The 25684-nt window shown below is 72.9% G+C and carries 27 protein-coding genes; 21 read left to right on the top strand and 6 right to left on the bottom strand.

The window, feature by feature from the left end; translation table 11 throughout:
- Positions 1 to 203 precede the first annotated feature (203 nt).
- From purF to NH339_RS03300, 3 genes are all read left to right on the top strand, one after another.
- Entirely contained in the window at positions 204 to 1697 is a 1494-nt protein-coding gene (purF, locus tag NH339_RS03310; protein WP_067854285.1) for an amidophosphoribosyltransferase, read from the top strand.
- Positions 1694 to 2767 (top strand): phosphoribosylformylglycinamidine cyclo-ligase, encoded by a 1074-nt coding sequence (gene purM, locus NH339_RS03305; RefSeq protein ID WP_253022481.1) that lies wholly within the window; start codon positions 1694 to 1696, stop codon positions 2765 to 2767. The genes purF and purM overlap by 4 nt, the downstream gene beginning before the upstream one ends.
- Positions 2768 to 2857: 90 nt before the next feature.
- Positions 2858 to 3034, top strand: a complete 177-nt coding sequence (locus NH339_RS03300) for a DUF3073 family protein (RefSeq protein ID WP_083516201.1) — start codon at positions 2858 to 2860, stop codon at positions 3032 to 3034.
- A gap of 184 nt (positions 3035 to 3218) precedes the next feature.
- On the opposite strand, the gene NH339_RS03295 is transcribed toward NH339_RS03300, so the two are convergent.
- On the bottom strand, positions 3219 to 5291 hold the full coding sequence (locus NH339_RS03295; RefSeq protein WP_253022474.1) for an MMPL family transporter: 2073 nt from the start codon (positions 5289 to 5291) through the stop codon (positions 3219 to 3221).
- Between the two features lie 23 nt (positions 5292 to 5314).
- Between NH339_RS03295 and NH339_RS03290 the strand changes: the two genes are divergently transcribed.
- The gene (locus NH339_RS03290; protein WP_253022472.1) at positions 5315 to 5812 is read left to right on the top strand and encodes a MarR family winged helix-turn-helix transcriptional regulator; all 498 of its coding nucleotides are present in this window, start codon (positions 5315 to 5317) and stop codon (positions 5810 to 5812) included.
- 1 nt (position 5813) lies between these two features.
- Here the strand turns inward: NH339_RS03290 and NH339_RS03285 are convergent, their stop codons facing one another.
- Positions 5814 to 6890, bottom strand: a complete 1077-nt coding sequence (locus tag NH339_RS03285; RefSeq protein WP_253022470.1) for a Glu/Leu/Phe/Val dehydrogenase dimerization domain-containing protein — start codon at positions 6888 to 6890, stop codon at positions 5814 to 5816.
- A gap of 146 nt (positions 6891 to 7036) precedes the next feature.
- On the opposite strand from NH339_RS03285, the gene NH339_RS03280 reads away from it, so the two are divergent.
- On the top strand, positions 7037 to 7309 hold the full coding sequence (locus NH339_RS03280; RefSeq protein ID WP_253022468.1) for a hypothetical protein: 273 nt from the start codon (positions 7037 to 7039) through the stop codon (positions 7307 to 7309).
- Positions 7310 to 7318: 9 nt separating this feature from the next.
- On the opposite strand, the gene NH339_RS03275 is transcribed toward NH339_RS03280, so the two are convergent.
- Both NH339_RS03275 and NH339_RS03270 read right to left on the bottom strand, forming a co-directional pair.
- The gene (locus NH339_RS03275) at positions 7319 to 8137 is read right to left on the bottom strand and encodes an SDR family NAD(P)-dependent oxidoreductase (RefSeq protein WP_253022466.1); all 819 of its coding nucleotides are present in this window, start codon (positions 8135 to 8137) and stop codon (positions 7319 to 7321) included.
- Positions 8134 to 8760 carry a TetR/AcrR family transcriptional regulator gene (locus tag NH339_RS03270; RefSeq protein WP_253022464.1) on the bottom strand — a complete coding sequence of 209 codons (627 nt, stop codon included), beginning with the start codon at positions 8758 to 8760 and terminating at the stop codon, positions 8134 to 8136. Before NH339_RS03270 ends, NH339_RS03275 begins: the two co-directional genes overlap by 4 nt.
- Before the next feature lie 79 nt (positions 8761 to 8839).
- On the opposite strand from NH339_RS03270, the gene NH339_RS03265 reads away from it, so the two are divergent.
- Positions 8840 to 9730, top strand: coding sequence for a sterol desaturase family protein (locus NH339_RS03265; RefSeq protein ID WP_253022462.1), 891 nt, complete (start codon positions 8840 to 8842; stop codon positions 9728 to 9730).
- 12 nt (positions 9731 to 9742) lie between these two features.
- Here NH339_RS03265 and NH339_RS03260 read toward each other — a convergent pair whose 3' ends face one another.
- Complete coding sequence (locus NH339_RS03260; protein ID WP_253022459.1) at positions 9743 to 10516, bottom strand: SDR family oxidoreductase; 774 nt, start codon at positions 10514 to 10516, stop codon at positions 9743 to 9745.
- A gap of 60 nt (positions 10517 to 10576) precedes the next feature.
- Between NH339_RS03260 and NH339_RS03255 the strand changes: the two genes are divergently transcribed.
- From NH339_RS03255 to NH339_RS03240, 4 genes are all read left to right on the top strand, one after another.
- The gene (locus NH339_RS03255) at positions 10577 to 11365 is read left to right on the top strand and encodes an SGNH/GDSL hydrolase family protein (RefSeq protein ID WP_253022457.1); all 789 of its coding nucleotides are present in this window, start codon (positions 10577 to 10579) and stop codon (positions 11363 to 11365) included.
- A 57-nt stretch (positions 11366 to 11422) separates the two neighbouring features.
- Positions 11423 to 12109, top strand: coding sequence for a 4'-phosphopantetheinyl transferase (locus NH339_RS03250; RefSeq protein ID WP_253022455.1), 687 nt, complete (start codon positions 11423 to 11425; stop codon positions 12107 to 12109).
- A 144-nt stretch (positions 12110 to 12253) separates the two neighbouring features.
- Positions 12254 to 13750, top strand: a complete 1497-nt coding sequence (locus tag NH339_RS03245; protein ID WP_253022453.1) for an MFS transporter — start codon at positions 12254 to 12256, stop codon at positions 13748 to 13750.
- Between the two features lie 23 nt (positions 13751 to 13773).
- On the top strand, positions 13774 to 14757 hold the full coding sequence (locus NH339_RS03240) for a methyltransferase (protein WP_253022452.1): 984 nt from the start codon (positions 13774 to 13776) through the stop codon (positions 14755 to 14757).
- A gap of 30 nt (positions 14758 to 14787) precedes the next feature.
- Here NH339_RS03240 and NH339_RS03235 read toward each other — a convergent pair whose 3' ends face one another.
- Entirely contained in the window at positions 14788 to 15420 is a 633-nt protein-coding gene (locus tag NH339_RS03235) for an NAD(P)-dependent oxidoreductase (protein ID WP_253022451.1), read from the bottom strand.
- A 213-nt stretch (positions 15421 to 15633) separates the two neighbouring features.
- Between NH339_RS03235 and NH339_RS03230 the strand changes: the two genes are divergently transcribed.
- The 11 genes from NH339_RS03230 to NH339_RS03180 all read left to right on the top strand — a co-directional run.
- Positions 15634 to 17136, top strand: coding sequence for an FAD-dependent monooxygenase (locus NH339_RS03230; protein ID WP_253022450.1), 1503 nt, complete (start codon positions 15634 to 15636; stop codon positions 17134 to 17136).
- Between the two features lies 1 nt (position 17137).
- Positions 17138 to 17464 carry a TcmI family type II polyketide cyclase gene (locus tag NH339_RS03225; RefSeq protein ID WP_253022449.1) on the top strand — a complete coding sequence of 109 codons (327 nt, stop codon included), beginning with the start codon at positions 17138 to 17140 and terminating at the stop codon, positions 17462 to 17464.
- Positions 17461 to 18729 (top strand): beta-ketoacyl synthase, encoded by a 1269-nt coding sequence (locus NH339_RS03220; RefSeq protein ID WP_253022448.1) that lies wholly within the window; start codon positions 17461 to 17463, stop codon positions 18727 to 18729. The genes NH339_RS03225 and NH339_RS03220 overlap by 4 nt, the downstream gene beginning before the upstream one ends.
- Complete coding sequence (locus NH339_RS03215; RefSeq protein WP_253022447.1) at positions 18726 to 19943, top strand: beta-ketoacyl synthase N-terminal-like domain-containing protein; 1218 nt, start codon at positions 18726 to 18728, stop codon at positions 19941 to 19943. The genes NH339_RS03220 and NH339_RS03215 overlap by 4 nt, the downstream gene beginning before the upstream one ends.
- 2 nt (positions 19944 to 19945) lie before the next feature.
- On the top strand, positions 19946 to 20209 hold the full coding sequence (locus NH339_RS03210) for an acyl carrier protein (protein WP_253022446.1): 264 nt from the start codon (positions 19946 to 19948) through the stop codon (positions 20207 to 20209).
- Positions 20209 to 20988, top strand: coding sequence for an SDR family NAD(P)-dependent oxidoreductase (locus NH339_RS03205; RefSeq protein WP_253022445.1), 780 nt, complete (start codon positions 20209 to 20211; stop codon positions 20986 to 20988). Before NH339_RS03210 ends, NH339_RS03205 begins: the two co-directional genes overlap by 1 nt.
- 9 nt (positions 20989 to 20997) lie before the next feature.
- On the top strand, positions 20998 to 21945 hold the full coding sequence (locus tag NH339_RS03200) for an SRPBCC family protein (protein ID WP_253022444.1): 948 nt from the start codon (positions 20998 to 21000) through the stop codon (positions 21943 to 21945).
- Positions 21945 to 23135 carry a cytochrome P450 gene (locus tag NH339_RS03195; RefSeq protein WP_253022443.1) on the top strand — a complete coding sequence of 397 codons (1191 nt, stop codon included), beginning with the start codon at positions 21945 to 21947 and terminating at the stop codon, positions 23133 to 23135. Before NH339_RS03200 ends, NH339_RS03195 begins: the two co-directional genes overlap by 1 nt.
- Positions 23132 to 23344 (top strand): ferredoxin, encoded by a 213-nt coding sequence (locus NH339_RS03190; RefSeq protein WP_253022442.1) that lies wholly within the window; start codon positions 23132 to 23134, stop codon positions 23342 to 23344. The genes NH339_RS03195 and NH339_RS03190 overlap by 4 nt, the downstream gene beginning before the upstream one ends.
- Entirely contained in the window at positions 23341 to 24549 is a 1209-nt protein-coding gene (locus NH339_RS03185; RefSeq protein WP_253022441.1) for an FAD-dependent oxidoreductase, read from the top strand. The genes NH339_RS03190 and NH339_RS03185 overlap by 4 nt, the downstream gene beginning before the upstream one ends.
- The coding region (locus NH339_RS03180) for an NAD(P)/FAD-dependent oxidoreductase (RefSeq protein ID WP_253022439.1) at positions 24546 to 25684 on the top strand (1139 nt) is incomplete at its 3' end. The genes NH339_RS03185 and NH339_RS03180, both read left to right, overlap by 4 nt.

Here is a 25684-nt window from a genome sequence, read left to right as displayed (position 1 = left end):
CTCGGAAGCCGCCCCCAGCGCAAGCTGAGGCAGCGCAGCACCAGGACGAGACCCCCTACGGCAGCGCACCAGCAGGACGAGACCCCCTGCGGCCGCGCACCGGCACGATCACGGCCACCGCCCCCAGCGCACCACCAGCCCCCGCCGCCCACGTCACGCCCAGGGCGGTCCCGGGGGCGCTGGCGGGCCCCTACACTGGTGCAGTGGCACGCGGAGACGGTCGGCTGACGCACGACATCGATCCTCAGGACGTCGGACCCCAGGACGCCTGTGGCGTGTTCGGGGTGTGGGCTCCCGGTGAGGAGGTCGCGAAGCTCAGTTACTTCGGTCTCTACGCCCTGCAGCACCGGGGCCAGGAGTCGGCGGGCATCGCGGTGAGCAACGGCAAGCAGATCCTCGTCTACAAGGACATGGGCCTGGTCTCCCAGGTCTTCGACGAGTCGACGCTGGAGTCGCTGGTGGGCTCGGTCGCGATCGGGCACTCCCGCTACAGCACCACGGGCGCGAGCGTGTGGCAGAACGCCCAGCCGACGTTCCGGCCCACGGCGCAGGGATCCGTCGCCCTCGCGCACAACGGCAACCTGACCAACACCGCCGACCTCGTCACGATGCTGCAGGAGCGGACGGCCGAGAACGGTCCCGGCCGGCGCGGCAAGGGCGAGACCGCCACCACCGACACGTCGGTCATGGCGAGCCTGCTGGCCGCCTACCCCGACCGGTCGGTGGAGGAGGCCGCGATCGAGGTGCTGCCGAAGCTGCGGGGCGCCTTCTCGCTCGTGTTCATGGACGAGCACACCCTCTACGCCGCGCGCGACCCGCAGGGCATCCGCCCGCTCGTGCTCGGCCGCCTGGAGCGTGGGTGGGTCGTCGCCAGCGAGACCGCTGCGCTCGACATCGTCGGCGCCTCCTTCATCCGCGAGATCGAGCCGGGCGAGTTCATCGCCATCGACGAGAACGGGCTGCGCACCGAGCGGTTCTCGCCGGCCGAGCCGAAGGGCTGCATCTTCGAGTACGTCTACCTCGCCCGCCCCGACACCACCATCTCCGACCAGCGCGTCTTCACGGTGCGGGCGGAGATCGGCCGACGTCTGGCGCGCGAGCACCCGGTCGACGCCGACCTCGTCATCCCCGTGCCGGAGTCGGGCACGCCGGCCGCCATCGGCTACGCCGAGGAGAGCGGGATCCCGTTCGGGCACGGCCTGGTCAAGAACTCCTACGTGGGGCGCACGTTCATCCAGCCCTCCCAGACCATCCGGCAGCTCGGCATCCGGCTCAAGCTCAACCCGCTGCGCGACGTCATCGCCGGCAAGCGCCTCGTGGTCGTCGACGACTCGATCGTGCGCGGCAACACGCAGCGCGCGCTCGTGCGGATGCTGCGCGAGTCGGGTGCGGCGGAGGTGCACGTGCGCATCTCGAGCCCGCCGGTCAAGTGGCCGTGCTTCTACGGCATCGACTTCGCCTCGCGCGCCGAGCTCATCGCCAACGGCATCAGCGTGGAGGAGATCTGCCGCTCGATCGACGCCGACTCCCTCGCCTACGTCGAGCTCGACCAGCTCGTCGAGGCCACGAACGTGCCCAAGGAGAAGCTCTGTCGCGCCTGCTTCGACGGCATCTACCCGGTCCCGCTGCCCGAGGACGACCTGATCGGCAAGCACCTGCTCGAGACCGACGCGAAGCCTCTGAAGGTGATCCAGTGACCAGCACGCAGCAGCCGAGCGCCTACGCCGCCTCCGGCGTGTCCATCGAGGCCGGCGACCGCGCCGTCGAGCTCATGAAGGAGTGGGTCGACAAGGCCCGCCGTCCCGAGGTCGTCGGCGGCATCGGCGGGTTCGCGGGCCTGTTCGACGCCACGGCGCTGAAGGACTACCGCCGCCCCCTGCTCGCGACGTCGGCCGACGGTGTCGGCACGAAGGTGCAGATCGCGCAGCGCATGGACGTGCACGACACCATCGGGTACGACCTCGTCGGCATGCTCGTCGACGACCTCGTCGTCTGCGGTGCCGAGCCGCTGTTCATGACCGACTACATCGCGTGCGGGAAGGTCGTCCCCGAGCGCATCGCGGCGGTCGTCAAGGGCATCGCGCAGGCGTGCGCGGAGGCCGGGACCGCGCTGCTGGGCGGCGAGACCGCCGAGCACCCCGGGCTGCTGCACCCCGACGAGTACGACGTGGCCGGCTCCACGACCGGCGTCGTCGAGGCCGACGCGCTGATCGGCGCCGAGCTGGTCCGCCCCGGCGACGTCGTCGTGGCCATGGCCTCCTCGGGTCTGCACTCCAACGGCTACTCCCTCGCACGGCACGTGTTCTTCGGGCAGGCGCAGTGGTCGCTCGACCGTCACGTGCCCGAGCTCGGCGCGACCCTCGGCGAGGCACTCCTGACGCCCACCCGCCTGTACACGCTGCCCTGCCTCGACCTCGTCCGTCGCACCCGGACGCACGCGATGTCGCACGTCACCGGCGGCGGACTCGCGGCCAACCTCGAGCGCGTCGTCCCCGACACCGTGTCCGTGCGGGTCGACCGCGGCACCTGGACGCGCCCCGCGATCTTCGACCTCGTGTCCGACCTCGGCGACGTCTCCCAGCGCGACCTGGAGGAGGCGCTGAACATCGGCGTCGGCATGGTCGCCCTCGTCGATCCCGACGACGCCGACGCGGCCGTGCGGCTGCTGGGCGAGCACGGCGTCGAGGCGTGGGTCGCGGGAGAGGTGGCCGAGGCCGGCGTGCACGGCCCCGGCGGGACGGTCACGCTGGAGAACCGACACGCGTGACTCGTGGCCCCGCTGCCAGCGCGTTCGAGATTGTTCGGTAGGGTAGGCACCACGACATACTGACGATTTCTCTGCGAGGGGGTCGGACCCATGGGGCGCGGCCGTGCAAAGGCAAAGCAGACCAAGGTCGCACGCGACCTGAAGTACCGGACCTTCGATCCGGACTTCGACGATCTGCAACAGGAACTCCACCAGGACTCGGGTGACCCGATCCCGGACCAGTACGCCGATCTCGCGAGGAAGTACGGGGACGAAGCGGCCAGCTGAGGCCTGTTGCCCCGGTCGTCCGTCAGGGCGGCTGTTCGCGTGCGTCCGCACCTGTGCGGGCGTGGTCGACGTGACCGTGCGCCGTCGGACGTCCTGACGTCCGTTCGCGGGCGGTCGATGACGTGACGAGCCGGTCCGGACGTCGGTCCGGACCGGCTCGCACGTGCGTGGGACCGCCACGCTGTCAGCGTGCCCGCCGAGGGGCTCGGGCGACCGCGCTCGGCCACCAGAAGCGTCGTCCGCACCAGGCCACGAGAGCGGGCGTGACGACTCCGCGCACGAGGACGGTGTCGAGGAGCACGCCGAAGCCGACGACGACTCCCAGCTGCGCGAGCAGCACCAGCGGGAGCACGCCGAGCACCGCGAAGACGGCGGCGAGCAGGATGCCGGCACTCGTGATCACGCCGCCCGTCACCCCGAGGGCCGTCACGACCGACGAGGTGGCGTCGCCGCTCGCTCGCATCTCCTCCCGTGCCCGCGCGGTGAGGAAGATGTTGTAGTCCACCCCGAGCGCCACCAGGAAGATGAACGCCAGCAGCGGGGTGCTCACGTCCATCGCCGACCAGCCGAGGACGTGGTCGAACACGAGCCAGCCCACGCCGAGCGCCGACACGTACGACAGCACCGTCGTCGCGACCAGCAGCACGGCAGCCACGACGGAGCGCAGCAGGAGCAGCAGCATGCCGAGCACGACGACGAGGACCACGGGCACGACCACCGTCCGGTCGCGTTGCGCCGTCGTCGCCTCGTCGAGGGCCTGCGCGTCCTGACCCCCGACCAGGGCGTCGGGGTCGACCTCCTGCACGGCGGTGCGGAGCCGCTCGACCGTGCCGAGGGCGGCGTCGCTGCCCGGCGGGTCGGACAGCACGACGCTCACCGGCGCCACGGTCGCACTCGGGCGACCGACGTCGGCGGACTGCACGTCCGGGACGTCCGCGGCTGCACGCGCGACCTGCTCGGCGAGCCGCGGGCTCGTGACGACGGTGGTCGGGGAGGAGGCGCCCGCAGGGAACGCCGACGCGAGCGTCTGCTGGGCGGTGATCGACTCCGGCGTGTCGAGGAACTGCTCGTCCTGACCCAGCCCGGTGCGCAGGCCGAGCGTCCCGAGGGCCATGAGCGCGAGCACCACCAGGCCGCCCACGGTCACGAGTGCGGGGCGGCGGGTGACGCGCCGACCGACGCGGCGCCACAGGCCGCGCTCGGTGGGGTCGGGGTCGCCGACGCGAGGCACGAACGGCCAGAAGAGCCACCGTCCGGGGATCGACATGGCCGCCGGGAGCACCACGAGGGCGAACAGGACGGCGACGACGATCCCGGCTGCCCCGGCGAGCCCGATCCGGTTGACGAAGGGGGCGTCGGCGAGCAGCAGGGCGAGGAGCCCGAGCACGACGGTGCCGGAGCTGGAGAGGATGGCCGGGCCTGCGGCACCGACGGCCTGGCGCATCGCCTCGCGACGGTCCTCGTGGCGGCGCAGCTCCTCGCGGTAGCGGGCGATGAGCAGCAGCGCGTAGTTGGTGCCTGCTCCGAACACGAGGACGGACGTGATGCCGGTGGTGGAGCCGTCGATCGGCAGCTGGGCCCAGTGGGAGATCGCCTCCACGACCTTCGCGGCCACGCGGTCACCGAGCCCGACGACGGCGAGGGGGACGAGCCAGAGCAGCGGGCTGCGGTAGGTGACGACGAGCAGCAGGGCCACGACGGCGGCGGTGACGAGCAGGAGCCGGACGTCGGCGCCCTCGAAGACGGCACCGAGGTCGGCCTGGACCGCTGGCGCGCCGGTCACCTCGGCGTCGACCCCGTCGGGCAGGCCGCGATCGACGGCGGACCGCAGCGTCTCGATCCGGTCCGCGTTCTGCTCGGTGCTGACGTCGCCCCGCAGCGGGACCGTGAGCAGGGCGACGGATCCGTCGGACGACGGGACCGGGCCGGCGACGGTGGTCCCGAGGGCCCGGGCGAGGGTCGTCCGCAGCCGGTCGAGGGCCGCCAGGTCGGCGCCCGTCAGGCGGTCACCACCACGCGCGACGACGACGATCGCGGGTGCGTCGTCACCTCCGGGCACGGCGGAGAGACGCGCCTGGGCCTGGGCCGAGTCGGCCGAGTCCGGCAGGTTCACGGAGGCGTCGGAGCCCTGCTCCGGCCCGGGGGCGAGAATGAGCACGGCTGCTGCGAGCAGCAGGCCGAGCAGCAGCACGGCCACGGACCTCCTGCGCCCGACGAGCCGAGCCAGGACAAAGGTTCGATGATCGAAACGTTCCATGATCGAAGGATATGGTGGTCAGCATGAGCACGCCACGCGGACCCCTCGACGACGTCCGGGGCGAGGTCGTCGCCGAGGTCGTCCGGCTGGTCCGCGACCTCTCGGAGCGCTCGTCGCGCTACGCCGACCGCGCCGGGGCCGCGCGCGGCCTCCACCGGTCCGACCTGTCGGCCCTGCTCGTGCTGGCCCGCGCGCGCGAGGAGGGGCGCGACCCGCTCTCGCCGGGCGTGCTCGCCCGCGAGCTCATGCTCAGCCCGTCCGCCACGACCACGCTCGTCGACCGTCTGGAGCGGTCCGGGCACGTCGAGCGCACGCACGACGCCACCGACCGGCGTCGGGTCAGCCTGGCGATGACCGCGTCGGCGGGTGCGACGGCACGAGACATGTTCGGTCCGGTCGCTGCCGCGATGACGTCGGCGGCGGCGGAGTTCAGCGACGCGGAGATGGACGTCGTCCGCCGGTTCCTGGGCGCCATGGTCGAGGCGGTGGACGCCCAGGACCCGGGCGCGGCGTCGTCCTGAGTCAGCGCGGCAGGTGGATGCGACCGAGGCCGCCGACCTCCCGCATGCGCTGCTCGGCCTGGCGGTCCGCTGCCTCGGCCGTCGTGAGGTGCTCGCTGGCCGCCCGCTCCAGCACCGCGAGCGTCGTGTCGAAGATGCCGGTGGCGCGCGCCTGGGCCCGCTCGAAGCTGAAGCCCTGCGGGTCGAGCTCGTCGGCCACCTGGATGACGCCACCGGCGTTGACGCAGTAGTCGGGGGCGTAGGTGATGCCGCGCTCGGTGAGCAGCTTCGCGGTGCCCTCGTGGGCGAGCTGGTTGTTCGCGCCGCCGCACACGACCTTGGCGCTCAGCACGTCGACGACGTCGTCGCCCAGCGCGCGGCCGAGCGCACAGGGGGCGTAGACGTCGAGCTGCTCGCGCACGAGCTCGTCGGTGGACCCGACGACCCGCACCTGCGGGAATCGGGCGGTCAGGCGCCCCAGCGCCTCGGTGTCGACGTCGGTGACGACGACCTGGGCGTCCTCCTCCACGAGGTGCTCGACGAGGTGCCTGCCGACCTTGCCCACGCCCGAGACGCCGACCGTGCGCCCGGCGAGCGACGCGTCGCCCCACACGTGCTGGGCGCTGGCGCGCATGCCCTGGTAGACCCCGAACGCGGTCAGGACCGACGAGTCGCCGGCGCCTCCGTGCTCGACGGTGCGACCGGTCACGTACGACGTCTCGCGCGCGATGACGTCCATGTCGGGGCTGAAGGTGCCGACGTCGCACGCGGTGAAGTAGCGACCGTTCAGCGACTCGACCATGCGCCCGTAGGCGCGCAGGAGGGCCTCGGTCTTCTGGGTGCGCGGGTCGCCGATGATCACGGCCTTGCCGCCGCCGAGGTCCAGGCCGGCAAGGGCGTTCTTGTACGCCATGCCCTGGCTGAGGGCCAGCACGTCGGCGAGGGCGTCGGCCTCGCTCGCGTACGGGTGGAACCGCGTGCCGCCGAGGCCGGGGCCGAGGGCGGTGGAGTACAGGCCGATGATGGCGCGCAGTCCGGACGCCTCGTCGTGGCAGAACACGACCTGTTCGTGCGGGTTGCTGAAGACGGGATCGGGCATGGGTTGCTCCTTGCAGAGGGCGTCGGTACGGGTGGCCGGCGCGCGGACGGTCGACCTCGGGGGTGGTGAGGTCTGCCGAGGATGCTACTCCCGCCGCTAGGCTGCGCGCAGGTTCCTGGGCGGTCCGGAACCGGTCAGGAGACGCGATGACGCCCCCGTACGTCGAGGCCCGCTCGATCCTCGTCGGAGGGGTGGTGCTGCTGGTCACGGGCGCGGCGATCCCCCTGGTGCTGCAGCTCCTCGTCCCCGACGGCTTCTCGGGAGGTCGCGGCGCCTCGCTCGTGCTCTCGTGCGTGACGGTCGCCTCGACCGTGCTCGTCGCGCTCGGTGCCGCTGTGGTCGGCGCTGGGCTGGTGCTGCGCGCCCTCGAGCAGGCCGGTGTGGTCGGGCCGGGCGCCCGACGCTCCGACGATCGCTGACCGCGCGGCTCAGGCCTCGCGCGAGCGTCGCGCGAGTCGACCGTCCATGCGGCGGATGCCGGGCGTGACCACCTTGGTGAGCACGCCCGGGAGCACGGACATGCCGGCCTGCGACACGGCGCCGCCGAGGCTGGTGACCCGGGTGGGTCGGTCGAGCGCCGCGCGGACGAGCCAGCCGCCCGCCCTCTCCGGGCTCATCATCGGCATCGCCGCGTAGATCGCGGTCGCGCCGGACATCGGCGTGCGCACCATCGGGAAGTGCACCACCGTCGTCGTGACGCCGTCGTGTCCGTGCTCGGCGAGCAGCGACCGGGCGAACGACTCGAGCGCGGCCTTGCTGCCGAGGTACGCCGAGAAGAGCGGGATCGGCAGCTGCGTCGACATCGTCGAGGAGAACACGACGTGACCGCGGGAGCCGTCGACCCGCTCCTGCTCGAGCAGGCGGGGCAGCAGCGCGAGCGTCAGCCGCACGGCGCCCAGGTAGTTGACCGCCATCGTCCGCTCGTAGTCGTGCAGCCGGTCGACGGACTCGCGGATCGGGCGCCGGATGGAGCGGGCGGCGTTGTTGACGAGCACGTCGATGCGCGGGTGCTCGGCGAGCAGCGTGTCGACGACCGACCGGACGTCGGCGTCGTCGGTGAGGTCCACCGGGTGCACGTGCGCCGTGCCGCCGGCCTCGCGGACCCGCTGGGCGACGACGGCGAGCTCGTCGGCGCGGCGGGCGAGCAGGCAGACCGTCCAGCCGCGACGTCCCAGCTGCACGGCCGCCTCGGCGCCGATGCCGCTGGAGGAGCCGGTGAGCACCGCGACGCCCGGTCGGGTCGTCATCGCGTCGCCCGCGCGGCGTCGGTGAACAGGGCGGCGACGAGGCGGGTGACCCGCTCGACCATGTCGGCCGCGCTCTGCTCGGGGTGGGCGACCCACCAGTCCATGAGCGAGTCGACGATGCCGAGCCAGGTGGCGGTCATGGCGGAGACGTCGAGGGCGTCGCGCACGCCGGCCAGGGCGAGCAGCTCGCTGACCCCCTCGTGGGCGAGGGCGTGGATGCGGTCGGTGTGCGCCGCGACGACGGTGGCCACCTCGGCCGTGGACGGTGCGCTGCGGTCGTGCAGCAGGCGCCAGACGTGCCGCTGCTCCTCGAGCACGCCGAACATGCCCTCGAGCGTTCGCACGCCGCGCTCGAGGCCGACGACGTCACCCCGGGCCACGCGCTCGATCTCGTCGCCGAGCAGCTCCCCGGCGCGGTCGAGGCAGGCGGCGTACAACCCCTCCTTCGACCCGAAGTAGGCGTAGACGAGCGGCTTGGAGATGCCCGCGGCGCGCGCGACGTCGGCGACGTTGGTGCCGACGAAGCCGTGGGTGCCGAAGGCGACCGAGGCGACGGCGAGGATCTGGCGCTCGCGCTCGGCGCGGGGGACCCCCTTGGTGCCGGCGTTGGGTCGAGCGGCCATGGACCGGACTCTAGCCGGGTCTGGCGCACTGGTATGAACCGGTGGTAACTTACCCACAAGTCATATACCTGGAGGCGCTGTGCACGACCTGCTCGACCCGCTCAAGAACCCGGTCACCTACGCCGCCCCGTTCTTCGTGCTCGCGATCCTCGTGGAGCTGGCGGCCCTGCGCTGGCTCGACCACGACGACAGCACCAGCGGCTACGCCCTGAAGGACGCCCGCACCTCGATCTCGATGGGGGTGCTGTCGCTGGTGTTCCTGACGGCGTTCAAGGTGGTGACGTTCTTCGGCTTCGTCGCCGTGTACGCCTACGTGGCGCCCTTCCACCTCCCGACGGACACCTGGTGGTACTGGGTGCTCGTCGTCCTCGGTGTCGACCTCGGCTACTACTGGCACCACCGGTTCAGCCACCGGGTGCGCATCGCGTGGGCGGGGCACCAGGCCCACCACTCGAGCGAGCTCATGAACTTCGGCACCGCGCTGCGCCAGAAGTGGAACCCGTGGTTCGAGTTCTTCTTCTGGCTCCCGCTGCCACTGCTCGGCTTCGCGCCCTGGACGCTCTACGTCGCCTTCGGCCTCAACCTCGTCTACCAGTTCTTCGTCCACACCGAGCTGGTCGGGAGGCTCCCGCGGCCCGTCGAGTACGTCATGAACACCCCGTCGCACCACCGCGTGCACCACGGCAGCGACCCCGAGTACCTCGACAAGAACTACGGCGGCATCCTCATCGTCTGGGACCGCCTGTTCGGGTCGTTCGCGCCGGAGCGGCACCGACCGCGGTACGGACTCACCAAGCAGGTCGACACCTACAACCTGCTGCGGCTGCAGTACGGCGACTACGTCGAGATCGTCCGCGACGTCCGCTCCACGCCACGGCTGCGCGACAAGCTCGGCTACCTGTTCGGACCGCCCGGGTGGACGCCTGCGGACCGGACCGCGCCGACCGACACGGTCCTGCCACGCCGGTGACGCCGGTGCGGGTCAGAGCGTGCGCGAGGTCCCGCCGTCGACGGGGAGCATGACCCCGGTGAGGTAGCCGGCGGCGGGGGAGAGCAGGAACGCGGCCGCGCGTCCGAACTCCTCGGGTCGGCCGTAGCGCCGCAGGGGGATGCCGGCGGCGGCGCGCTCGCGTGACCCGTCGGGGTCGCCCGACAGGGCGTCGAGCTCGCGCACGCGCTCGGTGTCGACGCGTCCCGGCAGCAGGGCGTTGACCCGCACGTCGCGGGGCCCGAGCTCGTCGGCGAGGTCCTTCGCCGCCATCGCGAGCCCGGGTCGCAGGCCGTTGGAGATCCCGAGGCCCGTGACGGGTGCCTTCGCCGACGTCGAGAGCACGAGCGCGATCGACCCGCCCTGGCCCGGCTCGATCGCCTCGGCGACTGTCGTGGCGACTCGCAGACCGCCGAGGAAGACGCTCTCGAACGCACTGCGCCACTCCTCGTCGCTACGCCCGAGGACGGTGCCCGGGGGCGGGCCGCCGACGCTGACGAGGGCTCCGTGCACCGCACCGAACCGCTCCTGCGCGAGCGCGACGAGCGCGCCCGCGGTGGCGGGGTCGGCGTTGTCGGCCGCGAGGCCTGCGACCCCACCGGCCCCGAGGTCGCCGAGCTCCGCGACGGCGGCGTCGACGGACTCCTGCGAGCGCGACGACAGGACGACGTTCGCCCCCTCCGCGACCAGCACCTCCGCGCTCGCGCGGCCGAGGCCGCGGGAGCCTCCGGTGACGACGTACGTCCTGCCTGCCAGTCCGAGGTCCATGCCGCCAGCCTACGGGGACCAGGCCGCGGTCCGCCGGGAGCGGGCTCCTAGCCTGGAGCGATGACCTACCGCACCTACGTCGCACTCGGGGACTCGTTCACGGAGGGCGTCGGCGACCACGACCCGACGCTGCCGAACGGGGTGCGGGGCTGGGCCGACCGGGTCGCCGAGGTGCTCGCCGCGCGGGCCGAGGAGGTCGACGCGCCGTTCGCGTACGCCAACCTGGCGATCCGCGGTCGCAAGCTCGGCGCGGTGCTCGACGAGCAGCTCGAGCCGGCGCTCGCGGCGCGACCGGACCTCGTCACGCTCTACGCCGGCGGCAACGACATCATGCGGCCGAGGGTCGACGTCGACGCGCTCGTGGCGCGCTACGACGACGCCGTCGGCAGGCTCGCCGGCACCGGTGCCACGGTCGTGTTGTTCACCGCGTTCGACCCGGCCGGGTTCCCCATCTTCGCGGCCGGTCGTGGCCGGTTCGCGATCTACAACGAGCTCGTCCGCGAGGTGGCCGAGCGGCACGGTACGCGCGTGGTCGACTTCTGGCGCATGCGCGAGTACCGCGAGCCGCGGATGTGGGACGTCGACCGGCTGCACATGTCGTCGGCGGGCCACCAGCGCATGGCGATCGCGGTGCTCGACGTGCTCGGCGTCGCGCACGACCTCGAGCCGCTCGCGCTCGGCGAGGCGCTCGCTCGCACCCCGCGCGAGCTGCGCGCGGAGAACCTGGCCTGGGCCCGCACCCACGCAGCGCCCTGGATCAAGCGCCGGCTCACCGGCACCTCCTCGGGCGACAGGCTCTCCCCGCGCTACCCGCACCCGGCGCGTTTCGGGGCGTCGTCGCCCGACTGACGCCGAGCATCGGGCGACGGCGTTCCGCATCGGGGCGACGGTCCCTAGCCTGGGGCGATGGGGACGCGAGGTCGGGACGGGGACGGCGGGCTGCTCGCGGGACTCGTGCCGGCCGGGGTGGTGGCACGCGAGCTCGTGGCGGACCTGCGCCGCGACGGTGACGACTCAGGCCTCAGCGCCGAGGAGGCTGCGGTCGTCGCTGCCGCCGTACCGCGTCGGCGACACCAGTTCGCCGCGGGTCGGCGGCTCGCCCGCGAGGCCCTCGTCGACCTCGGGCGTGCGCCCGTGCCGATCCTCCCGGGCCCGCGTGGGGCGCCCACGTGGCCCGTCGGCATCGTGGGGTCGGTGACGCACTGCGACGGCTACGTCGCCGCCGCGCTGGGGGAGGCGTCGCGGTGGCGCGCCCTGGGGATCGACGCGGAGCCGGCCGCCCCGCTTCCGCCGAACGTGCTGGAGCGGATCGCCAGCGCCACGGAGCGCACCTGGCTGGGCGAACGGTCGACCGCCCGGCCCGAGGTCGCCTGGGACCGCCTGCTGTTCTGCGTCAAGGAGGCGGTCTTCAAGGCCTGGTTCCCCGTGCACGGCACCTCGCCCGGCTTCCGCGGCGCCGAGGTGCGCCTGGACGACGGGGACGGCTTCGTCGCGAGCGTGACGGGTCGGTCGAGGGCGTCCGGCGACCAGGTGGAGGTCGCAGGCCGCTGGGTCCAGGGGCGCGGTCTCCTGGTGTGCGCCGCCTGGTCCTGACCGACGGCCGGGCCGCGGCCCGTGCGCCCGGCGTGCGGGTCGAGGCACGGGGTGTACACCTGGTCACTTTTCGCTATGCTGAGAAAGCACCGCTTGTACACTTCCACGGGACCACGGCGCCAACGCCGACGACAGGGGACAGCCATGACCACGGAGAACACCGTCACCACCGCCACCGACAGTCCGGGGGTCACGAGGCCGGGCCTGGCCCTGGCCGTGATCGCCGGCGCGCAGTTCATGGTCGTGCTGGACGGCACGATCATGAACATCGCGCTCTCCAGCATCCAGCAGGCGTTCGACATGAGCGGCGTGCTGCTCGCGTGGGTCGTGAACGCGTACGCGCTCGCCTTCGGCGGGTTCCTGCTGCTGGGCGGCCGGCTCGGCGACGTGCTCGGGCGCGTCGCCATCTTCCGGGTCGGCCTGGTGCTCTTCGCCGGTGCCTCGCTGCTCGGCGGTCTGGCCTGGTCGCAGGAGGTCCTCATCGGCGCCCGCGTCCTGCAGGGGATGGGTGCGGCCATCGTGGCCCCCGCCGCCCTCGCGCTCATCGCCACGTCGTTCGAGGGACAGGCCCGGGGCCGGGCGATGGGGCTGTACGGGGCGATGGCCGGGCTCGGCTCCACCGCGGGCCTGCTGTTCGGTGGCGTGCTCACGTCCTACGCGAGCTGGCGCTGGGTGCTCCTCGTGAACATCCCGATCGCCGTCGCCCTGTTCCTCGGCGCCCGGTACCTGCGGTCGGGGGAGCGCCATCGCTCCGAGCTCAACGTCCCGAGCGCGGTCCTCGGCACCCTCGGTGTCACCTCGCTCGTCTACGCGATCACCCGCAGCGGCGAGCACGGCTGGGGCGACCCGGCGTCGATCGCGCTCTACGCAGCGGCTGCGGTCTTCATCGGCATCTTCGTGGTCGCGCAGGACCGCGTCGCCCACCCGCTGCTCCCGCTCGCGATCCTGCGCGACCGGACCCGCGCAGGCGCCAACGTCGCGATGCTGCTGCTCGGTACCGGGATGTTCGCGACCTACTACTTCTTCACGCTCTACATGCAGCAGGTGCTGGGGTACTCCGCGATCGAGTCGGCGCTGGCCTACCTGCCCTGGGCGACGGCCATCTTCATCGGCTCCGGGGTGCTGGCGCCGCGGCTCCTGCCAAGGCTAGCGCCAGCCGCCATCGCCGGCGGCGGCCTGGTCCTCACCGCGCTCGGCATGCTCTGGCTGAGCTTCCTCGACGTCGACTCCGGCTACGCGACGGCGATCGTGGCGCCCATGGTCGTGACGGCACTCGGCCTGGGATCGACCTTCGTCCCGCTCACGATCTCGGCCATGTCCCGCGTCGACGGCCCCGACTCGGGTGCTGCGGCCGCGGTCATGAACACCGCGCAGCAGGTGGGTGGGGCCATCGGTCTCGCGACGCTCGTGGTCCTGGCCACCCAGGTCAGCACCGGGCAGCTGCCGTCCGCGGCCCAGGAGCTGCTGCGGGCCGAGTCCACGGGCGACGCGTCGTTGCTCGCCTCCGCCCGCGCAGCCCTCTCGGAGGGATTCACCACGGCGTTCCTCGCCGTCGCGGCGATCTACGTGCTCGCGGCGGTCGTGGTCGCGCTGACCGTGCGCCGCGACGCCGCGGTCGAGGCCCAGGGCCCGACGGCGTGAGTGCGGGGGCGAGGAGCGCTGACGTGCGCTCGATCATCGCCGGCGCCTGGAAGTTCGAGGTGCTCGCGGCAGCGGTCGACGTCGGCCTCTTCAAGGCCGTGGCTCGGCGGGAGGGCGGTGTCGCCTCGGTCGAGCAGCTCGCGGCGACCCTGGACCTGGACCAGCCCACGCTGGAGGACGTGGTGAGCGTGCTCGTCGACCTCGGTCTCCTGGTGGCCACGGAGGCCGGGTTGACGTGTGGTGACCAGGCGCGGAGGCTCCTCGTGGACTCGTCCTCGCCGGAGTACCTCGGCGACTACGTCGCCTTCTGCCATCGAAGCTTCAACCCGAGCTGGCGAGACCTCGCAGCCGTGCTGCGGCACGGGACGCCGCGCACGGCGGAGGTCGAGAGCCCCTACGACAGCCTCTACCGGAGCGAGGACCTCGCGGCCGCGTTCCTCGGCGGCATGGAGTCGGCGACCGGGCAGCTCGTCGAGCACCTGGTGCGGGAGGTCGACTGGAACCGCTACGAGCGCGTGGTCGACGTGGGCGGTGCCACCGGGGACGTGCTGTGGGGCATCACGAGGCGCCACCCGCACGTCGACGCCGTCGTCTTCGACCTCCCCGCGGTCGAGCCCCACTTCCAACGCCGTGCCGACGGTGCGACGGACGTGGGGTTCGTGTCGGGGGACGTGTTCGTGGACCCCCTGCCCCCCGCCGACGCGATGGTCGTCGGGCACGTGCTGCACAACTGGGACGCGGAGGCGTCGCGGCAGATCCTCGACGCGGTCCGGGTGGCACTCACCCCGGGCGGGACCGTGTACGTGTACGACCAGATGACCACCGGCAGCGGTACGCGCAGAAGACCACTCTCGAGTCTCGGCATGCGGGTCTGGACCGCCGGCGGAGCGGAGTACTCGGTCGAGCAGTGCCTCGGCTGGCTCGAGGAGGCAGGATTCGTCGACCTCGCCTGGCAGGAGGTCGACCCGACCGGTGACGTCCTCGTGAGCGCGACCAAGCCGCGCTGACCCAGACGCCACAGCAGGGGCGCTGCGCGCTCACGCCCGGGCGAGGCCGACGGTGCGCCCCGTCCAGTCCGGCTGCTCGACGGCGTCGAGCAGGGCGACGGCCAGGGCGACCCGGTCGAGCGACCGGCCGCCGAGCACCGCGCCCGTCGGGTCGGCACGGTAGGCGCGACCACCGCCGTCGAGCAGCCGCGGTGGGCGCAGCACCACGTGCTCGACACCGGAGTCCGAGACGGCCTGCTCCATCCGCAGGAGCTCCGCGTACGCACGGGCGAACACTCGTTGCACCAGGGGGTGCCCCACCCGTCGGTAGGCCTGGTTCTCACCGAGGTGGGGAGCGCCGACGGGCGCGGCGCTCGTCAGGACGACACGAGCGCCGACCCCGGCCGCAGCGTCGGCGAGCACGCCGACCGGTCGGGCCAGCTCGTGCGGGCGGGTCGTGCGGCGAGGCCCCAGGGCCGACAGCACCACGGTGGAGGCGCGCACGGCCTCCACCACCTCGGGCGCGTCCAGGTGCGGCGCCACGACGGACGTCACGCCCGGGGTGCGCCCACGCTGGGCGGCGTCCCCACGGACGACCACGAGGAGGGACAGACCCCTCTCCTGCGCCTCCTGGACGACGAGGCGGCCCGTCCTCCCACTGCCACCGAGCAGGCAGATCGTCATCACGTTCTCCGTCCGTCGTCGCGGGTCTGCGAGCGAGACCCTAGGGCCCGCCGAGCGCGCCGGGGGACCTGTACCGCGCATCTACCGCGACCCTTGCGGCCGCCCCGTGACGTACTGCGGACGTACCGCGCGACGGCGTCGTCACGGCGGCGCCGGCGCGACCAGGCTGAGGGAGTACCCCCACCACCGCCCAGCCATCGGAAGGTGCCCTTCATGTCCTCGACTCACACGACCGACGTCCTGATCGTCGGCGCCGGGCCCTGTGGACTCATGCTCGCCTGCGAGCTGGCCCTGGCGGGCGTGGAACCGACCGTCGTGGACCGGTTGACCGCACCCACCGGGCAGTCCCGCGCCCTGGGGTTCACCGTCGGCACGATCGAGATCCTGGCGATGCGCGGGATCCTCGACCGCTTCGACGGCCTGGTCCAGCAGGACGCCGTCCACTTCGCCGGCCTCCCGATCTCCGCCGAGCACCTGGGCAGCCTGCACCGCCCCGCCAACCAGTACCCGCAGTCCAGGACCGAGGCCGTGCTCGCCGCCCGCGCCACCGAGCTCGGGGTCTCGGTCCGTCGCGGGTGGGAGCTCGTCGGGCTCGAGCAGTCCGACGAGCTCGTGACCACGCGGCTGGTGTCGGACAGTGGCGAGGAGATCGAGCTGGCCGCCCGGTACGTCGTGGCCAGCGACGGCGGCTCGAGCCGGATCCGGGGCCTCGTCGGGGCGGCGCAGACGATCACCGAGCCGAGCGTCCAGATGCTCCTCGCCGACGTGCGCGGGTGCGGCCTGCCGAACGAGCCGTTCGGGGTCAAGAAGCCTCGCGGCATGGTCATGTCCGCGCCCCTGGGCGACGGGACCGAGCGCCTCATCGTGTGCGAGTACGGTGCTGGGCTCCTCCCGCAAGGAGTACCGGTCACGATGCAGCACGTCAGCGACGCCTACGAGCGGGTCACCGGTCGCAGTCTCGCCGGGGGACGCTCGGTCTGGGCGAGCTCGTTCACCGACGCGGGAGCTCTCGCCGACCGGTACCTGCACGGCCGGGTCGTCCTGCTGGGCGACAGCGCCCACACCCACCTGCCAGCGGGCGGGCAGGGGATGAACGTCGGCATCCAGGACGCCGTGAACCTCGGCTTCAAGCTCGCTGCCGTCGTCCAGGGTCGAGCCGGTCCCGAGCTGCTGCAGAGCTACGAGGACGAGCGGCGACCGGTCGGCGTCGCCCTGCTGGAGAACACGGCGGCCCAGGGCCAGCTGTTCCTGCGCGGCCCGGAGGTCGACCCGCTGCGCAGCGTCCTGCGCGACCTGATCCGGCTGCCCGACGCCGCGAGGAGGCTCGGCCGGTCGGTCAGCGGACTCGACATCCGGTACGCGTGCGGTCCGTCGGACGCGCCCGACCTGGTCGGGACCCGCCTGGACCTCGGTGCGATCGCCGACGAGGACCGTGCCCGCGCGACAGAGCCCCTGACGCGGGCCCGCGCGGCGCTGCTCGTCGTCGGCGACGGGACCGCGCCCGTCGACCTCGACGACGTCGTGGCCGCCGTGGAGCCCCTCGACGTGGTGGCGGTGCACGCCGCACCGAGTCGCCATCTGCCTCGAGCAGTCCTGGTCCGTCCCGACGGTCACGTCGTCTGGGCGGAACCCCAGGATCTCGCGGAGCTCCGCCGGGCCGCCAACGCCTGGTGCGGGCTCGTCCGCACCGCCCATCCCCAAGCCGTGGAGGTCTGACATGCACAGCAATCTCATCGTGGCCCGCATGGAGCCGGGGCACCAGCAGGAGGTGGCCGAGCTGTTCGCCCGGTTCGACCGCACCGACATGCCCGGGCGCATGGGCACCCGACGACGTCAGCTCTTCGAGTTCGAGGGGCTCTACTTCCACCTGCAGGACTTCGAGGCCGAGGAGACGGACGCCGCGATCGAGGCGGCGAAGAACGACCCGCGCTTCGTGCAGGTGAGCGCCGACCTCCGCCCGTTCATCGAGCCCTACAAGCCGGACTGGGCGTCGCCGAAGGACGCGATGGCCCGTCGCTTCTACACGTGGGAGCAGGGCCGATGAGCGCGCGCCAGCAGCGCCGCGTGGTCGTCACCGGGGTCGGGGTCGTGGCCCCGGGCGGTGTCGGTCGGGAGCCGTTCTGGACCCAGCTCCAGGAGGGTCGGACCGCGACACGTCGGCTCAGCAACTGCCCGCCCGAGGGCTTTCGCAGCCAGGTGGCGGCCGAGGTCGACCTGCCGGCCGACGTCGTCGCCACCCGACCTGACGGCGCCGTGCTCGACCGGGCGACCGTGTTCGCCATGGTCGCGGCCCGCGAGGCCTGGGACGACGCGGCTCCGGCGTCGCACTACGCCGCGGAGCGGCTGGGCGTGTGCCTGGGCTCCGCGGTCGGGGCCACGACGTCGCTCGAGCGGGTGTACCGCGACATGAGTCACGAGGGAGAGCTGTGGAACGTGGTGGCCGACGCCCCACCGGAGCTCTACGACTACTTCGTGCCGAGCTCGATCGCCGCGGAGGTGGCCGAGCTCGTCGGCGCCGACGGCCCCGTGAGCGTGATCTCCACCGGCTGCACCTCAGGGATCGACGCGGTCGGCCAGGCCGCCGACCTCATCCGTTCAGGCGTCCTCGACGCCGTGGTGAGCGGCGCCACCGAGGCCCCGATCTCGGAGATCACGGTGGCCTGCTTCGACAGCATCCGCGCGACGTCGACCGACAACGAGACGCCGGAGCGGGCCTCGCGCCCGTTCGACGCGACGCGGGGCGGCTTCGTGCTGGGGGAGGGGGCCGCAGTCTTCGTGCTGGAGGAGCTGACGCACGCGCTGGACCGCGGCGCCACGGTCTACGCCGAGGTGGTCGGGTACGGCAGCCGCTGCAACGCCCACCACATGACGGGCCTGCGCGCCGACGGCGCGGAGCTGGCGGAGGCGGTGACGGCGGCCCTGGACCAGGCACAGGTGACCGCACCGGAGATCGACTACGTCAACGCCCACGGCTCGGGGACCAAGCAGAACGACCTGCACGAGACGGCCGCCCTGCTGCGCAGTCTCGGCGAACGGGCGCGCGAGGTTCCCATCAGCTCGATCAAGTCGATGGTGGGGCACTCCCTGGGAGCGATCGGCTCGATCGAGATCGCCGCCTGTCTGCTCGTGCTGCGTGACGGCGTGGTGCCGCCGACCGCGAACCTCACGACCCCGGACCCGGACCTCCCGCTCGACTACGTCCCGAACACCAGCCGGGCCGTGGCCGCGCGCACCGTGCTCACCACGGGCAGCGGCTTCGGCGGGTTCCAGAGCGCCATGGTGCTGCGGACCCTGGAGGTGGCCCGATGATCCGCGAACCTGCCGCGATCACCGGAATCGGCATCGTCTCCCCGATCGGCAACGACCGCGAGGCGCACTGGATCGCCCAGCAGAAGGGTGTGCACGGCATCGCCGCGGTGGAGCGCTTCGACGCGTCGAGCTACGCCTCGACCCTCGCGGGCGAGGTCCGCGACCTCGATCCCGCGCCGGCCCTCGGTGGACGGCTGATGAGCTCGACCGACTGGATGACGCAGATGTCGCTCGTGGCCGCGGCGGAGGCCGTGGCCGACTCCGGCATCGCCGAGCGGCACGATCCAGGGCGCTGCGGGGTCTTCACGGCATCCACCGCCGGGGGGTACGAGTTCGGTCAGCGTGAGCTGCAGAACCTCTGGAGCCGGGGACCGAAGTACGTGAGTGCCTACCAGTCGTACGCGTGGTTCTACGCCGTCAACACCGGCCAGATCTCGATCAGGCACGGCTTCAAGGGGCACTCGGGTGTCGTCGTCGCCGACGCCGCGGGCGCTCTCGACGCGCTGGCGAGCTCGGCGGCCCACCTCCACCACGGCAACGCCGCCATGGTCAGCGGCGCCGTCGACGGGACGCTGTGCCCGTGGGGCTGGGTGGCGCACGTCGCCGGGGGCGGGACGACGTCGGCATCGGACCCGGAGACCGCCTACCTGCCCTTCGACCCCCGTGCGTCGGGTGCGGTCGTGGGAGAGGGCGGGGCGCACCTGGTGCTCGAACGCGCCGCCGACGCGACCGGACGCGCCTACGCCCTGCTCGTGGGCCACGCGTCGGGATTCGTGCGCAGCTCCCAGGACCCGACGACCGCGCTGCGTCGCGTCGTCGAGGCAGCGCTGGCCGACGCCGACGTGCGGCCCGACCGGATCGACCTCGTGCTGGCCGACGGAGCGGGGACGGTGGCAGCCGACGCCGACGAGGCCGCCGTCCTGCGCAGGGTCTTCGGACCCCGACGCGTGCCGGTCACGGTGCCCAAGGCAGCCGTCGGTCGCCTCCAGGCCGGCGGCGCCGCGCTCGACGTGGCGGTGGCCGCCCTGGCGCTGCGCGACGGCCTGACGCCCCCCACCGTCCACAGCCAGGTCGACCCGGCACACGGCATCGACCTGGTCGCCGAGCCGAGGGCCGGGTCGCTCGACTCGGTCCTCGTCGTCGCCCGAGGTCGCGGGGGCTTCGTGTCCGCGGTCGTCCTCACCTCACCTCATCACCATCCCGAAGGAGCCTGACCATGCCCGTCATCACCCTGGACGACGTCAAGCGCGCCCTGGTCGAAGGAGCCGGCGTCGATGCCGGAGTCGACCTCGAGCGCGGGATCGCCACCCTGACCTTCGAGGAGCTCGGCTACGACTCCCTCGCAGTGCTCGAGACCGGGCTGCGGCTCGGTCGCGAGAACGGTGTCGAGATCGACGACGAGCAGCTCGCCGACATCGAGACGCCGCAGGACCTCGCCGACGCGGTGAACCACGCGCTCGCCGAAGCGGCGGTCGCCTGATGTCCGCCGCCAAGGAGCCGGCGATCGTCACCGGGGGCACGAGCGGCATCGGGCTGGCCACGGCGCGGACCCTCGCCGAGCTCGGGCACGACGTGCTCCTGTGCGGCCGCGACCCCGATGCGGTGTCCAGGACCGTCGTCGACCTCAAGGGTCTGCCCGGAGCAGTCGAGGGCGTCGTCGCCGACGTCACCGACCCCGACCAGGTGGAGTCCTTCGTCCAGACCGCCGTGAGCGCCTTCGGGCACGTCGGGGTCGTCGTCAACAACGCCGGGTTGAACGGCGGTGGCGTCACCGCGGAGTTGAGCGACGAGCTCTGGCACGCGGTCATGGCCGGCAACCTGCACAGCGTCTTCTACGTGACTCGGGCCGCGCTGCGTCTGGGTGCCGTGCCGGACGGCAGCGGTCGGATCATCAGCATCGCCTCGACCGCCGGGAAGCAGGGAGTCCTGCTCGCCGCGCCCTACTCGGCCTCGAAGCATGGCGTCGTCGGCTTCACCAAGGCGCTCGGCAAGGAGCTGGCCCCCCGTGGCATCACCGTCAACGCCGTGTGTCCCGGCTACGTGGAGACGCCGATGGCCGAACGGGTCCGGCAGGGCTACGCCGCCGCATGGCACACCAGCACCGACGAGGTCATGACGCAGTTCGAGGCCAAGATCCCGCTGGGTCGCTACTCCACCCCCGAGGAGGTGGCCGGGATGGTCGCCTACCTCGCCTCGCCCACCGCGGGCTCGGTCACGGCGCAGGCGCTCAACGTCTGCGGCGGGCTCGGAAACTTCTAGGAGATCACGATGAACCTGCGCGAAGTCACCCACACGACCGAGATCGACGCCCCCGCGGCAGAGGTGTTCGGCTGGTTGCGCGACGTCGGCCGGTGGCCGACCGTCTTCCCGCCCACGATCCACGCCGAGGTGCTGGAGCCCGGCGAGCGGGAGGAGACGATCCGGCTCTGGGCGACGGCGAACGGGACGCCGAAGACCTGGACGTCGCGGCGTGCGATCGACCCCGAGGGGCTCACGATCGAGTTCCGGCAGGAGCGCACGGCGCACCCGGTCGGCGAGATGGTGGGTCGGTGGAGCGTCGAGGCGATCTCCCCGCACCGGGCCCGCGTGCTGCTGTACCACGGCTTCCGCCCGCGGGAGGACGTCGCGGAGCAGTGGTCGGTGATCGAGTCGGCCGTCGAGCGCAACAGCACGGCCGAGCTCGAGGCCCTGCGGCTCGCGGCCGAGACCGCAGCCTCCACGCCCGCCCGGTTGTTCACGTTCGTCGACGTGATCGAGGTGGACGGCTCGGCGCGACTCGCCTTCGAGTTCCTCGACCGTGGCGACCTGTGGGGGGAGCGGCTCGACCACGTGCCGGCCGTCGAGCTCGAGACCTACGACGGTGGTCTCCAGCGCCTCGCGATGACGACGCGCACCCCCGACGGCGCCGAGCACGTGACCGAGTCCTTCCGGGTCTCGTTCCCGGAGCGGCGCGTCCTGTACTACAAGCAGACGACGCTCCCGCCGCTGCTGGCCCTGCACACGGGCGTGTGGAGGGTGCAAGAGGTCGACGGCCGGCTGAGGGTCTCCTCGGAGCACACCGTCGCGATCGAGGAGGAGCTGCTCGCCGAGGTGCTCGGCGCGTCCGCGAGCGTCGCCGACGCCCAGGGGCTGGCCCGAGCGAACCTGGGGGCGAACAGCCGGCTCACCCTCGGTCGTCTGGCCGACTTCGCCACGCGCGGAAGCACGGTGGCGTGATGACGACCGCGACCGAGCCCCTCGACCTCTTCAGCGACGAGGTGCTGCGAGACCCCTACCCCGCCTACGCGCAGCTGCGCGAGGCCGGCGACGCGGTGTGGCTCCCCGAGCACGAGGTCTGGGCGCTGCCGCACTACCGCAACGTCTTCGCCGCCCTGCACGCCCCGGACGTGTTCTCGTCGGCCTCGGGGGTCGGGATCACCGAGCGGCTCAACCGGGCGCAGTCCGGCAGCACGCTCACGAGCGACCCGCCCTACCACGACCAGGTCCGGTCGCTCGTCTCGCGGCACCTCACCCCGCGGGCGCTGCGCGAGATCAACGCCGAGGTGGAGGCGTGGGCCGACCGACTGGTCCTGGGGCTCCTCGAGAGGGACTCGTTCGAGGTCGTGCGCGACTTCGCCCAGGCCTTCCCCCTCTCGCTCGTCCCCGACCTCCTGGGCTGGCCGATCGACGAGGGCCGCGAGATCCTGCTCGACTGGGCGTCGGCCGGTTTCAACGCCTTCGGACCCGCGAACGAGCGGACCCTCGCCGGTCTGCACCACTTCGGCGACATGCACGAGTTCCTGCACCGGATGTCCCAGCCCGGAAACCTGCGAGCCGGGAGCTGGGGCGCCGAGCTCGTCGAGGAGGCGCAGCGCGGTGAGATCGGGGCCGAGCTGGTCCCGGCGCTGCTCGGCGACTTCCTGTTCCCGTCGATGGACACGTCGGTGAGTGCCCTGTCGAGCCTCGTCGACCTGCTGGGGCGTCACCCGGAGCAGTACGCGCTCCTGCGCGCCGAGCCCGACCTCGTCCCGGCCGCCTTCAACGAGATCGTCAGGTTCGAGGCGCCGCTACGAGGGTTCACCCGGCTCGCCCTGGCGGGCCACCGGCTCGGAGACCACGTGGTCTCCGAGGGGGACCGGGTCTACCTGTTGTTCGCCTCGGCGAACCGTGACGCCTCGTTCTGGTCCTCGGACCCGGACCGCTTCGACATCACCCGACCTGACGTGAGCAAGCACCTCGGCTTCGGCCACGGCATCCACGGTTGCGTCGGCCAGGCTCTCTCGCGCCTCGAGGGGCACTCGCTCCTCAAGGCGATGATCCGCCACGTCGAGCACATCGAGGTCGGGCCCGCCACGTGGCGGTTGCACAACACGATCCGCGGGATCGAGTCGATGACGGCGACCTTCGAGGGATCGAGGCGAGCATGAGCGCCTTCGAGCTCGACTCCTCGCGCTGCGAGGGGCACGGCGTGTGCGTCGACGCCGCTCCGCACCTGCTCGCGCTCGACGACGAGGGCGAGCTGGTGCTGCTCGCCGAGACGTTCGGCGACGCAGACGCCGACGCAGCGGCGGACGCGGCCCTCGTGTGTCCCGTCGCCGCGCTGCGTGTCGTGGGTCCGGGCGAGGCGTCGTCGTGAGCACGTCCGCGCGGTCCAGCCTGGTGATCGTCGGCGCGGGGCTGGCCGGCGTCCGGGCGGCCGAGAGTGCGCGGAACGCGGGACACGACGGGTCGATCGTCCTCGTCGGAGCCGAGACGGCGCTGCCGTACGAGCGTCCCCAGGTCACGAAGGAGGCGCTGCTGGCCGGGGCGAGCCCCCGGCACTACGTCGAACACGATCAGCTCGTCGGACGTCTCGGGGTGCAGCTGCGTCTCGGGACGCGCGCCACAGGACTCGACCGACGTCGCCGGTTGCTACGCACGTCCGACGGCAAGATCGGGTACGACGCGCTGGTCGTGGCCACGGGTGCGCAGCCGACGCCGTGCCCCTGGGGGAACCTCGACGGACAGGTCTCGACCGTGCGCACCGCCCGGGACGCCGTCCTCCTGCACCGGGTGCTGACCGGGCGTCGGCGCGTGGTGGTGGTCGGTGCGGGCCTGATCGGCTCGGAGATCGCATCCGCGGCGCAGGCCCTGGGTGCCGAGGTGACCCTGGTCGAGCGGGGGTGTGGCCCGCTGGAGGCGAGCCACGGGAGGAGTCTCGCCGAGCACCTGGCCCGCCTCCACCGCACGGCAGGAACCCGGCTCGTCACCGGCGCTGCAGTGAACTCGTTGGTCCGCGCCGGCGCCAGCGTGGCCGTCGACCTGGGTTCGGGCGAGAGGATCGTCGCCGAGCACGTCGTGTGGGCCGTCGGCGTGCGCAGCGACCTCGGCTGGCTGGTCGGCTCCGGGATCAGGGTCGCGGAGGGGGTGCTCTGCACGACGGCGATGGTCACGAACGACCCAGCGGTCTTCGTCGCGGGCGACGCCGCCCAGGTCGTCGCCACGGACGGCCCCCAGGCGGCACCGCGCAGCATGTCCCAGAGCATGGCGGCGGCACAGGGACTGGTGGCTGGCCACAACGCCGTCACACCGCCGGGATCGTGGTCGCGCACCACTGCGACGCCCTACTTCTGGAGCACCTGGTACGACCGGCGGATCCAGGGCGTCGGGGTGCCCTCGGCGCGCTCGACGGTGCTGCAGGAGGGCGGTGGCACCCTCCACCTGTACGAGCACCGTGGTCGCCTGACCGGAGCGGTGGGCATCGACGCGAAGGCCTCCGTCCGGCGGGTGCGCGAGCTGCTGCGCGAGGGATCGTCGTCGGGCGCCCACGCCGCCCGCGAGATGACGGGGAGGCCCGCATGAGGGACGTCGTGGTCGTCGGCGCCGGGCCGGTGGGACTGCTCGCCGCCGGGCTACTCGCCCGGTTCGGCGCCTCGGTCGAGCTGCTCGAGGCCGCTGCGAGTCCGCTGCTGCGGACGCGCGCATCGACGGTGACCACCCGCTCGATGGAGATCCTGGCGCTGCACGGCGTCCCGCGTGAGGACTTCGAGCGCGTCGAGGCCGGTCACTGGGCCGGGGCGCGGGTCGACCTCCAGCACCTGGACTCCGAGCACGCCGGACTGTGGCGGCTCTCGCAGCCACGGCTGTGCGCGACGCTGCGCCGGTGGACGGAGGAGGCGGGGGTGGTCCACACGGCCCCGTGGCGCGTCGTCGACGTCGCCCAGGACGACGACGGCGTGAGCGTGCGTTCCTCGACGGGCGAGTCCCGGCGTGCGCGGTTCCTGCTCGGCTGCGACGGCGCGGACGGCACGGTGCGGGCCGCCGCCGGGATCGCGGTGCGGACGCGACCCGCTCGGCACCGGTTCCTGCGGGCTGACGTGCAGGGACGTCCCGTCGCAGCACGCCGCTTCGAGCGCGTCGGCGACCTGACCGTCACGTCGGGGCCGCTCGAGCCCGGCACGGCGAGGATCATGATCCACGACCGCGGACGTCGTACCGCCTTCGAGGCCGACCCCAGGCTGGTCTGTGCGCTCTGGCACCAGGCGACCGGGCAGCGGCTGGACCCGGACTGGCTCGAGTGGGTCGAGGCCTTCGACGACGAGGAGGTGGTCGTCACGACCCTGCGCTCGGGGCGGGTGCTGCTGGCCGGCGACGCAGTGCGCCAGTGCCTGCCCGTCGGGGGCGAGTGCCTCAACGCCGGGCTTCTCGACGCCCATGCGCTGGCCTGGAGGCTGTCGGCGGTGCTGGCAGGAGCGCCCTCGGACCTGGTCGACGCCGGGGTCGCCGAACGCCTCGCCGCGACGTGGCGCGGGGTGGACGACGTCCGCGAGCAGGTCGACGTCCTCTACGGCGGCCTGCCTCCGACGGGAGCGCCGTCCGCCGATCGCGCCGACCGCGTCGGTGGGCTCGACCTCGCCGATCCCTCGGCCGACCCGCCCGTCGGCCGGCGGCTCGCGGACCGCGACCTGGTCGCGCTCGTCGGGCCCGCGGGTGCGGA

Origin of the sequence: Aeromicrobium sp. CnD17-E, from assembly GCF_024124745.1 — a bacterium.
Lineage (GTDB): Bacteria > Actinomycetota > Actinomycetes > Propionibacteriales > Nocardioidaceae > Aeromicrobium.
This window is presented reverse-complemented; position numbering and strand designations above follow the sequence as displayed.

Coding starts and splice junctions, on each gene's coding strand:
- NH339_RS03300 (WP_083516201.1), top strand. CDS start 2,858: ATGGGGCGCGGCCGTGCAAAGGCAAAGCAGACCAAGGTCGCACGCGAC.
- NH339_RS03295 (WP_253022474.1), bottom strand. CDS start 5,291: ATGGAACGTTTCGATCATCGAACCTTTGTCCTGGCTCGGCTCGTCGGG.
- NH339_RS03290 (WP_253022472.1), top strand. CDS start 5,315: ATGAGCACGCCACGCGGACCCCTCGACGACGTCCGGGGCGAGGTCGTC.
- NH339_RS03285 (WP_253022470.1), bottom strand. CDS start 6,890: ATGCCCGATCCCGTCTTCAGCAACCCGCACGAACAGGTCGTGTTCTGC.
- NH339_RS03280 (WP_253022468.1), top strand. CDS start 7,037: ATGACGCCCCCGTACGTCGAGGCCCGCTCGATCCTCGTCGGAGGGGTG.
- NH339_RS03275 (WP_253022466.1), bottom strand. CDS start 8,137: ATGACGACCCGACCGGGCGTCGCGGTGCTCACCGGCTCCTCCAGCGGC.
- NH339_RS03270 (WP_253022464.1), bottom strand. CDS start 8,760: ATGGCCGCTCGACCCAACGCCGGCACCAAGGGGGTCCCCCGCGCCGAG.
- NH339_RS03260 (WP_253022459.1), bottom strand. CDS start 10,516: ATGGACCTCGGACTGGCAGGCAGGACGTACGTCGTCACCGGAGGCTCC.
- NH339_RS03255 (WP_253022457.1), top strand. CDS start 10,577: ATGACCTACCGCACCTACGTCGCACTCGGGGACTCGTTCACGGAGGGC.
- NH339_RS03250 (WP_253022455.1), top strand. CDS start 11,423: ATGGGGACGCGAGGTCGGGACGGGGACGGCGGGCTGCTCGCGGGACTC.
- NH339_RS03245 (WP_253022453.1), top strand. CDS start 12,254: ATGACCACGGAGAACACCGTCACCACCGCCACCGACAGTCCGGGGGTC.
- NH339_RS03235 (WP_253022451.1), bottom strand. CDS start 15,420: ATGACGATCTGCCTGCTCGGTGGCAGTGGGAGGACGGGCCGCCTCGTC.
- NH339_RS03230 (WP_253022450.1), top strand. CDS start 15,634: ATGTCCTCGACTCACACGACCGACGTCCTGATCGTCGGCGCCGGGCCC.
- NH339_RS03225 (WP_253022449.1), top strand. CDS start 17,138: ATGCACAGCAATCTCATCGTGGCCCGCATGGAGCCGGGGCACCAGCAG.
- NH339_RS03220 (WP_253022448.1), top strand. CDS start 17,461: ATGAGCGCGCGCCAGCAGCGCCGCGTGGTCGTCACCGGGGTCGGGGTC.
- NH339_RS03215 (WP_253022447.1), top strand. CDS start 18,726: ATGATCCGCGAACCTGCCGCGATCACCGGAATCGGCATCGTCTCCCCG.
- NH339_RS03210 (WP_253022446.1), top strand. CDS start 19,946: ATGCCCGTCATCACCCTGGACGACGTCAAGCGCGCCCTGGTCGAAGGA.
- NH339_RS03205 (WP_253022445.1), top strand. CDS start 20,209: ATGTCCGCCGCCAAGGAGCCGGCGATCGTCACCGGGGGCACGAGCGGC.
- NH339_RS03200 (WP_253022444.1), top strand. CDS start 20,998: ATGAACCTGCGCGAAGTCACCCACACGACCGAGATCGACGCCCCCGCG.
- NH339_RS03195 (WP_253022443.1), top strand. CDS start 21,945: ATGACGACCGCGACCGAGCCCCTCGACCTCTTCAGCGACGAGGTGCTG.
- NH339_RS03190 (WP_253022442.1), top strand. CDS start 23,132: ATGAGCGCCTTCGAGCTCGACTCCTCGCGCTGCGAGGGGCACGGCGTG.